The following is a 9,369-nucleotide window of genomic DNA, read 5'->3' as shown; positions in this document are numbered from 1 at the left end:
GGCCTCATTTCTCGCTGCCGTCCAGATCAGATGCATCGCTCTCTGGGCTAAAATCTTGTGACGACACTATCTAGTCTTTCAGGTCTTTTTTGTAGCCCAGCATATTCGGCGGCAGCGGCGATTTGGCGACCGTACCGGAACCCAGGAAGACCGCATCGATAATCGCTTTTTTATCGGTGGCGTAGTTCAGCGCCTGACGCACCAGCGCGTTATCAAACGGTTTTTTCTCGGTGTTGAAGGCCAGATAACCAACATTCAGCGCATCAACGGTGTGCAGAGTCAGATCTTTATTGCCTTTGATCTGTTCGAACTGAACCGGCGCCGGTGCCGGAATAATCTGGCACTCGTTGGTTTGCAGTTTCGCCAGACGGGTCTGCACGTCCGGAGTAATGGCGAAAATCAGGTGCTTAGTCGGCACCGCGCCGTCCCAGTAATTCGGGTTCGCGAGATAACGGATTTGCGCGTCGGTTTTATACTGCTGGAGAACATACGGACCAGTACCGATCGGCCAGTTATCGACATTCTCCGGCGTGCCTTTTTTCAGCATCGCGTCAGCGTATTCTGCCGAGAGAATTGAGGCGAAATCCATCCCCCAGTCGGCAAGGAAGGCGGCGTTAGGCTCGCTCAGAACAAACTGAACGTGATAGTCATCAACTTTTTTCACATCCTGAATCAGTTTATCCAGCCCAACATCGCTGAAATATTCGTAATTTCCTTTCGAAACATTATGATAAGGATGGTTAGGATCTTTCTGACGCATGACGGAGAAAATAACGTCATCGGCGCTAAAATCGCGGGTCGGTTTAAAGTATTTATTGCTATTAAATTTGACACCCTGACGCAGCGTAAAGGTGTAGGTTTTTCCGTCCGGAGAGATGGTCCACGCGGTTGCCAGAGACGGAACCGGAGTGTTTTTCACCGGGTCAAAGTTCACCAGGCGGTTATACAGCACCTGCGAACTGGCAACAAACGTCGGGCCAGAGCTGGCGATTTGCGGGTTGAATGATTCCGGCGAAGCTTCGGAGCAATAGACGATAGTGTCATTGTTTGCCGCCCACGCGGCGCCTGCAGGTAACAGCGTGCTCAGCGCTACCGCGAGCAGGGTTTTCCTTGCGAACATAGATTCGGACCTTTATTTATTATTTGGAGCATTAATCTCAGCACAGCAGAAGTGAACTGGCAAATAACGAATCACTATCAGGTTATTATAATCCAGTTGTTTTTGCTGAATTTTCCACCAGAATTAAATTTATCATTCAACTTAAGCGAACTTCATGCCGTCAAGGATTATCAGACGGTCTCAATGCGTCGAGAATTCAATGGTTTTGCGCTCTCTTCTGCCGTTTGCTTGTTGTGACATTGCGTACAGTAGACGCGTGAAAAAGTCTATGGGATGAAAACGTGGCAAAAACACTCTTGCGCAGCGGCGATCTTGATGATTTTCAAGCCGTGGGCGGCGGCGGTCAGGCCGTATTTGATTCGGCACTACAGATTCGTGAAGCGCTGCGTCTGCGTAAGCAGCAGGCGCTGGTTGACTGTCTTGCCATACCGCAGGTGAATGATGAAGGCGACCGCGTCGACTGGTACTCCCCCATCGAAGGCCGTTCCCAGTCCTGGAAAGCCGCTGACGAAGATGCGCGCTTTCGTGCCCTACGTTACCTGGAAAGCACGCTGGACAGCGCCGCGACCCTCAGTCGCAAATGTATCCAGTCGCCGAAAACCGCGCAGCAACTGTTTGGCTCATTGCTGGAAAAAGCGCTGCAGTTCCCTGGCGAAAACCACGTATTCCTGGTCGACGGTAAACCGGTTATCACCTTCTGGGGCTTCGTTAATCTGAACGAAAGCGCCAGAGACGATGTGCTGGAATGCCTGCGCAAAGAAGATATTCCGGACCCCCTTGCCGTTATCGAGCCGGATCCTGAACCTGCCGAAGAGCCTGCTGCCACGGTCACGTTCAGCCACGCCGACGAACCGCTGATCGTCGCCATGCCGGGCGTCAGTACCGCCGCACCGAAAGAAGAGCCGGTGATGCAGATGACCTCGCCGGTGGTTGAACCTGAGCCCGAACCAGAACCGACACCTGCTCCGGCACCGGTGAAACGCCGCCGCTATAGTCTGTGGGCCCTGCCGATCGCGGCCGCCGTGGTGGTGGCGATTGCTGCGCCGCTGTTGCTGAATCAGCAACAAGACGCGCCAGCGAAAACCGCACAGTCCGCGCCCGTGGTTACCACGCCTGAACCGGCTCCGGTTGCCGTCGCACGCCATATCCCAACGCTGAATGCGCAGTTGCCGCTCCATCAGGCCGAGGTAATTGTGCCGAAAGTGGAAACACCGGAACCGGCGGTACACGAGAAAAAACCGCTGGTGATTACCGCTATCCCGAAAGATGCGCTGGTGATGGATGCGCTGGAAGTGAAGACCGGCTCAACCCGCTTCCTTAATGGTAACTGGCGCGTCGTGATGGACGTGAAAGACCAGACCACCGGCAAAGATGTGACCATGCGTTTTCAGATTCAGAACAACAAAGGCACGGCGCGCGTGATTCAAGGTAATAACCTGAACTGTCGCGCTGACCTCTACTCCGGCCTGCACGAAACCGGGGTATTGATGATTAAGAGTCGCAGCACAGCACGTTGCACCGACGGTTCCCGCTACCCGATGCCGGAGATCTCCTGCAAAGCCGGAACCAACGATATTGCGGAATGCAGCGCGCGCTTTGAAGCGAATACCACGCCCGTTGCGGTGACGTTCAGAAAAACAGGTGCCTGATTTTATGCTGGTTAATCTTTGTGATTACAAACAGAGCGTCACGCTTATCGCCAACAGTGGCGTCCAGTTTCTTGATTTTGGCCTGACGCCGCAGGAATCGGCGCAAAGCGGCCGGTTTGTGCGTAAGACGGCAAATGGCCCGCTGCTGCGTCTGGATTACGACCTGGTCAATGAGCGCTATACCCTGCCGGCGCAAAATGGCGGCATGGCCGAGGTGGTTAAACCGGAAAGCACCCAGTCACTGCAAGCGTCGTTGGCGGTACTGGATGGCGTATGGTTGCCAATTCCGTTTCTACGCTTCAACCCGCCGCGCACCTTCGTTGAAGGGCCGGAAAACTGGGCGCGGGTGCAGATCCGTAAGCTGAGCGAAGCCGATGGCGCGGGCGATACTCACCGCGTCACTCTGGCCCTCGATAGCCAGATCAACGGTAACTCACCGTCCTCGCTGGCACCGCAAGAGAACGATATTCTCAACGGTACCCGTTTCGCGCTGGCCTGGCGTGATGACGAAGTGGCGGATTTTCTTGACCAGACCTGGGTGGATGGCTGGCTGCGCGAAGCGTTCCTGCAGTCCATCACTCAGGAAGAGCAGCGCAGTGAGCGTGAAATTACTCAGGCTCTGCGCGGCTTTGAGTATCAGGCGCACTGGCTAAACCTGCTGACCCTGCTGGGCACGCAGCTTCTGGTGCCAGAGGTGAAAATCGTCACCCATACCCTGAGCACCCCGGCTATTCCGGTGGATTTAATTCTCGATGTCGGCAACACCCATACCTGTGGCGTGATTATCGAAGATCACGGAGATGCCAACGATGGCCTGCGCCAGACCGCCGAACTACAGGTGCGCTCGTTAAGCGAGCCGCAATTCCTCAATGAACCGCTGTTCACCAGCCGTCTGGAGTTTTCCGAAGCGCGCTTTGGCAAACAGCATTTCTCAGTCGAAAGCGGGCGTGAAGACGCGTTTATCTGGCCTTCCATCGTGCGCGTTGGCGACGAAGCGCGCAAACTGGCGATGCAGCGCCTGGGCACCGAAGGCAACAGCGGAATTTCCAGCCCGCGTCGCTACCTGTGGGATGAAACCCCGGTATTGCAGGACTGGCGCTTTAGCCAGATGAACAGCAAGACGCAGCGCGAGCCGCTCGCTACCGCATTCCCGCTGATGAACCTGATGAACGACGAAGGTCAGCCGCTCTATACCCTGCCATTCGATGAGCGTCTGCCGGTCTTTTCGCCGCAATACAGCCGTAGCACCCTGATGACACACATGCTGTGTGAGCTGCTGTCGCAGGCGCTCGGGCAGATTAACAGCGTTGCCACCCGTCTGCGTCTGGGCTTCCCCGCCTCGCCGCGCCAGTTACGTACCATTATTCTGACCCTGCCGTCGGCGATGCCGAAACAGGAACGCGAAATATTCCGTCGCCGCATGTTCGAAGCCATTGCGATCGTCTGGAAAGCGATGGGCTGGCATCCGCAGGACGATGACTTTGCCAACCGCAAGCAGCAGGAAAAAAGCGTGGTGCCGGTTCCCCGCATCCAGATGGAGTGGGACGAAGCCAGCTGCGGTCAGCTCGTCTGGCTGTATAACGAAGCGATTTCCCGCTACGCCGGGCAAACCGAAACCTTCTTCGCCTCGCTCGCTCGCCCGGATCGGGCCGAAGCCCCTGGTGCGCGTCCGGGGCGTTCCCTGCGCGTTGCGTCGGTGGATATCGGCGGCGGTACAACCGATATGGCGATCACCCATTATCAGTTGGATGACGGCGCCGGCAGCAACGTCAAAATCACCCCGCAACTGCTGTTCCGCGAAGGCTTTAAGGTTGCCGGTGACGATGTTCTGCTCGATGTGATTCAACGCTGCGTGCTGCCTGCTATGCAAACCCAACTGCAAAAAGCGGGTATCACCGATGCCGCTTCGCTGCTGGCGACACTGTTTGGCGACTCCGGGCGTATCGATACCCAGGCCGTTCTGCGCCAGCAAACCACCCTGCAACTGTTTATGCCGATTGGCCACGCCATTCTGGCAGCGTGGGAAGAGAGTGACATCAACGATCCGCTGGCCGGGCTGCATGCCACCTTCGGCGAGCTGCTGAGCCAACTGCCGACGCGCAACGTGATGAATTACCTGAAACAGGCCATCGACCATGCGCTGCCTGCCGGTTCGCCGGAGTTCGATGTGCTGAGCGTGCCGGTGCAGGTCAATTTCCGCGAATTGCAGGATGCGATGCTGGCCGGGCAGTTTACTCTGGCTTCACCGCTGCATGCGGTCTGCGAGGCTATCAGCCATTACTGCTGTGATGTCCTGTTGATTACCGGGCGTCCCGGCTGCCTGCCAGGCGTGCAGGCGCTGATTCGCCATTTACAGCCGGTTCCGGTTAACCGCATGATCTGGCTTGATAAATACCGGGTGCATGAATGGTATCCGTTCAGCCAGCAAGGCAAGATCGGCAACCCGAAATCCACCGCTGCGGTCGGGGCGATGCTCTGTAGCCTGGCACTGGATCTGCGCCTGCCACGCTTTAACTTTAAAGCGGCTGATATCGGCGCGTACTCCACCGTGCGCTATCTCGGCGTGCTGGATAATGTGGTCAACACCCTGCGTGATGAAAACATCTGGTATCACGATATCGATCTGGATAAACCCAACGCCAAACTTGATGCCCGTCTGCATTTCCCGCTGCGCGGCAATGTGACCTTAGGCTTCCGCCAACTGGCGAACGCCCGCTGGCCAGCCACCCCGCTCTACACGCTGAGCATTAACTCATCCGATCTGGCGAAAACCATTGCCGGTGACGGGGTGTTGAATGTGCGCTTGCAGTTTAGCGGCGGCAACAAACACCACGGCCCGGAGTCGTTCATTCTGAGCGAAGCCTGGCTGCAGGACGGTACGCCGGTTCCGGCCGATGCGTTAACCTTTAAATTGAATACGCTGGCTGACCGCCGCCACAGCGGTAGCCATTACTGGATCGACAGCGGGAGTGTGTATCTGAAATGAGTGCAAGCATGACCACGACCCAGGCGCTCAGTGCATGGATAAATGATAATCGTCAGATTTCACCGCTGCTGGATGATGACGCGGATGCGCTGCTGGCGCGATTAACGGCATTAACGGCACAGGAAACGGCGCTTAATGCGGCGGCAAAAATGCCCTGCACCGTCGGGCTGTATGGCCATTCTCAGGCCGCCAAAGCCCACTTGCTTGGCGCACTGTGCAACAGCGGCAATGGCCGACTGCACGTTTTGCTGGGAGAGAAGACGCTGGACTATTTCAGCCATCTGAACCCTGGCCATATGTTAACCAGCATGGCGCTGCGTTTTAGCCGCGAGAATCCGCGCGTCGACGATAACTTCCCTTTGCGCCTGCGTTTGATCAGCGAAACGGATCTGGTACAGATCTTTATCGCCCACGCGCAGGCGATGCCGGAACTGCGGGTTGTCGACAAGACGGTAACTGAAAGCCGTCTGGCAAAATGGCGCGCGCTGCGCCAGCCTAACCCGGTGCCGGGCATTACCGCCGAAGATGTGGGTGCCATCGCCCGCTTCTGGCGCTCGGTTGTGCCCTCTTCTCAGCAGCATCTGGACGACGCCCTGTGGTATCAGCTCGCCTGTCTTCTGCCGTCGCTGGACCTGAGCGCGCGTGCCAGTGCCTGGTCGCTGTTATGGGGTGAGCAGCAGGAGTTGACGCAGCAGTGGCTGTCGCTGGCACACACGCTGCACCAGACCGGTAACGCTACCGATCTGGCGGCGCCGTTAAGCCTGTTAGTTGATAATTTTGCCCTGCCGACCGAAGGTTTCCTCACGCCGCTGGAGCTGGAAAACGAAGCCATTGCCGGTGAAGTGGTCGTGCATCCGTGGTCGGCAGAGCAGTTGCAAAACGCGGTCAGCATTCCGGTATCGACGCTGGCACTACTGACCAAAGAGCTGGTGCTGCCCGTTGAAAACAGCGAACTGGATGGCGTGGATATTCTCGATATTCCCACCCCGTCCCCGCAGGATGGTCACCCGCTGTGGAACAGTAAATGCCGCTGGCTACTGGAGATCTATCGTCAACAGCTGCAGCCGGATGTGCTACTGATTTGTAATGCCACGACGCACCGCGCCACCACGGCGGCGACAGCAAAAGCGTTACTCCACTGGGTGAAAGAGACACAATCTGGTCAGGAGACGGCGTTGCCGGGCCTGGTATGGACCATCACTCCGCATGATGCCCGTTTTACCAGTGGGCAAAACCTTGACGAGGTAGTGCAACAGCTGGTCGGTAAACCGGGCCAGCACTGGGGCACACTGCAAGCGCTGGATGCCAGCAGCTTGCAGCGCGTTCTCGAGTGGCTTGCTCAAGCCACGGCTCCGGCACTGCGTCAGAATCGCTTCAAAGCCTTGCGCGAACGTCACCAGCTGGCGCTGCATGAGCTGATGCAGGCCTGGCTGGTTGCGCCAGCGAAAGAAAATGCCGCCCAGCGTACCCGCGCCGAAGCGGTAGTGCGTGAACTGCAGACGCACGCGGCACGTCATGGGGAACTGCTGGAAGGTCTGCTGCCGGATATGCAGCAATTTGACACCCTGTGGAAGGTACAGCAACCGCGCGAAGAACAGGTCAGCGGCCTGTTTAATGAAGCGATCGATCTGTTTGGCGAAACAGCGGAAACCGGCGAGCAGACCCAGGTGGCGCGCGACGCAGGCCAGCAGGCACACGCCATGTGGATCAATCACCTGCGTCAGTGGAGTCGTAATGACGACAACGCTGTTCGTCTGGGGCTCTCGTCTGCAACTGTGCGCCAGATGGCGGAAATCATCATCATCAGCAGCTATCGCCTGAACATGCCGGAACAATTGCAGAAGATTATGCAGCGCGATACCGCCTGCGCGGCCCAGCTGTATGCCGCTATTGGCAACTTTATCGCGTGGTTGGGTTATGCCGATATACCGGAAGCGCAGCGCCCTGCCAGCCGCGTGCAAAAAGGCAGCACCGTATTTGCCTCGGTGGCCTCCGGCTCGACGGAGCGCTTAACGCGTCTGGGCGAGCAGCCTGTACATGCCGCCACGCGCTATGTATACGACTGGCTGGTCGCACTTTATACCCGCTCAGTAGAGAACATGGGGTACAGCCATCCGCATGATGTCTCGCCCGCCGCACGCAAAAAGCTCAAAATGCTACTGCCATAAAAAAGACCCGGCCACCTTAAACGGTGCGTCGGGCCTGTCGCTTTTGACACGCTTAACACGCTAAATCAAAGAGAACACCAGGGCTACCGGGAAACTGATAGGCCATGTCGCCCCGACCAGGCATGCGCTAAGCGTTTTGATACGGCGAGTTTCTTTGGATAAAAACCAGGTTGCGATGCCGGTCAGCACGGCCATGACGCCATAAAACATCAGCATTTTTAAGAACAAGTCCATCGTGCGCCTCCTTTCCATGGAAAACATACGTAGACTATGGTGCACATTTTTTAGGGCTTTTTTTGCCTTACCCGTCACGCATTGCGTCACGATTTAACAAAAGGTCAAAATATTGAGAACAGTAATGCCACTGGAAAGCTCATCGGCCAGGTAGAACCCACCAGAAACGCGCTCAGAAAACGAATGCGTTTACGATCGCTTGATAAGAACCAGGTAATAATTGCGCAAATCAGCGCCATAATTGCGTAGAAAACCAACATTTTTTGATATAACGACATAACCCGCACTAACCCTGTGATAACAAAACGGGCGCAATATGCGGGTTTTATTGACATATATCAAGTTTTATTCGTGTATCGTGCGGTTTGCCATTAAGCAGAATGGGTACGCAGCCGTCTTCCAGAGCAGCTAAGGCTATGAAGCCAGACGTAAAAAGGTTTCAGAGGGGCGTCTTCTGCTCCTCAGCGGTTCTGGCACGCATAACATGGGCGTGAGTCCGCCGGGCCTGCAGTGAATCGAGCGCTGCATTGATCATCTCTGTCGCCTGGCTTTTCGCACAGGCAACAATCTTTTCATCCGCAATGCCGATGTGGCAATGGGGACAGTACGTTAGCCCCTTCGCCTTATTTTTGACGATGGCCGCTAAATCTTCGACGATCACGGATTTTCCGCACTTATCACATGCAAATTCGAACATTTTTACGCCCTGCTTGACTCACTGACGTCACTATAAGGCAGCGAGAGTAAACGGCATCGAAACATGCTCAACATCATGATGATAAGGATGCGTGAACGATCACAAATTGCAATACAGCCGCGTGAGCGCACCCTACTGTTTATGCTGGTCACGCCAGTCTTTAATCATCTGCGGCGTGACCTCATCGGCGTAGCAGACAGGGTCGTAGCCACCTGGCTTGCTCCAGGCACTGCGCTTACCACAACTGCTGCCATTCCTGGCGTGGTTAAACGGGCATGCGCATGGCCCCGGGTATTGCGCTATCGAGTCCTCAATCACCTTCTGTTTTACCTGTGCATCACTCAATATTGGCATTTTGGCCAGACTGCTTTCGCAACTCAGCAAACTGGACACGGTCAGCACGAGCAACACCAGCGGGTTGATTCTCATCAGAACTTCTCATTAGATAGTGTCGTCACGAGGATAAAAATCATTGATAATAGGGCCTTCTAATCAGAAGGCCCTATTATCATGAC

Annotated in this window: 7 protein-coding genes and 1 pseudogene; 3 read left to right on the top strand and 5 right to left on the bottom strand. The window is 55.9% G+C overall.

The window, feature by feature from the left end:
• Positions 1-73: 73 nt before the first annotated feature.
• Positions 74-1,120: pseudogene (locus ACSZPU_RS20155) on the bottom strand (ABC transporter substrate-binding protein); the annotation flags it as partial.
• Between the two features lie 281 nt (positions 1,121-1,401).
• Between ACSZPU_RS20155 and ACSZPU_RS20150 the strand changes: the two are divergent.
• From ACSZPU_RS20150 to ACSZPU_RS20140, 3 genes are read left to right on the top strand one after another with little or no spacing between them, the layout of a single operon-like run.
• Positions 1,402-2,769 (top strand): SrfA family protein, encoded by a 1,368-nt coding sequence (locus ACSZPU_RS20150; protein ID WP_499002473.1) that lies wholly within the window; start codon positions 1,402-1,404, stop codon positions 2,767-2,769.
• A 4-nt stretch (positions 2,770-2,773) separates the two neighbouring features.
• Entirely contained in the window at positions 2,774-5,755 is a 2,982-nt protein-coding gene (locus tag ACSZPU_RS20145; RefSeq protein WP_499002470.1) for a virulence factor SrfB, read from the top strand.
• Positions 5,752-7,923, top strand: coding sequence for a virulence factor SrfC family protein (locus ACSZPU_RS20140; RefSeq protein ID WP_499002468.1), 2,172 nt, complete (start codon positions 5,752-5,754; stop codon positions 7,921-7,923). The genes ACSZPU_RS20145 and ACSZPU_RS20140 overlap by 4 nt, the downstream gene beginning before the upstream one ends.
• 60 nt (positions 7,924-7,983) lie before the next feature.
• Here the strand turns inward: ACSZPU_RS20140 and ACSZPU_RS20135 are convergent, their stop codons facing one another.
• The 4 genes from ACSZPU_RS20135 to ACSZPU_RS20120 form a co-directional block, all read right to left on the bottom strand.
• Positions 7,984-8,157 carry a GhoT/OrtT family toxin gene (locus ACSZPU_RS20135; protein WP_499002467.1) on the bottom strand — a complete coding sequence of 58 codons (174 nt, stop codon included), beginning with the start codon at positions 8,155-8,157 and terminating at the stop codon, positions 7,984-7,986.
• Positions 8,158-8,261: 104 nt separating this feature from the next.
• Positions 8,262-8,435 (bottom strand): GhoT/OrtT family toxin, encoded by a 174-nt coding sequence (locus ACSZPU_RS20130; protein WP_499002464.1) that lies wholly within the window; start codon positions 8,433-8,435, stop codon positions 8,262-8,264.
• Between the two features lie 161 nt (positions 8,436-8,596).
• Complete coding sequence (locus tag ACSZPU_RS20125; RefSeq protein ID WP_499002462.1) at positions 8,597-8,854, bottom strand: hypothetical protein; 258 nt, start codon at positions 8,852-8,854, stop codon at positions 8,597-8,599.
• Between the two features lie 132 nt (positions 8,855-8,986).
• On the bottom strand, positions 8,987-9,283 hold the full coding sequence (locus tag ACSZPU_RS20120) for a hypothetical protein (RefSeq protein ID WP_499002459.1): 297 nt from the start codon (positions 9,281-9,283) through the stop codon (positions 8,987-8,989).
• Positions 9,284-9,369 lie beyond the last annotated feature (86 nt).

Source organism: Phytobacter sp. V69, from assembly GCF_965644215.1.
In the GTDB taxonomy this organism is placed as follows: Bacteria; Pseudomonadota; Gammaproteobacteria; order Enterobacterales; family Enterobacteriaceae; genus Phytobacter.
The sequence above is the reverse complement of the archived record's forward strand: the minus strand, read 5'-3'. Positions and strand labels throughout refer to the sequence as shown.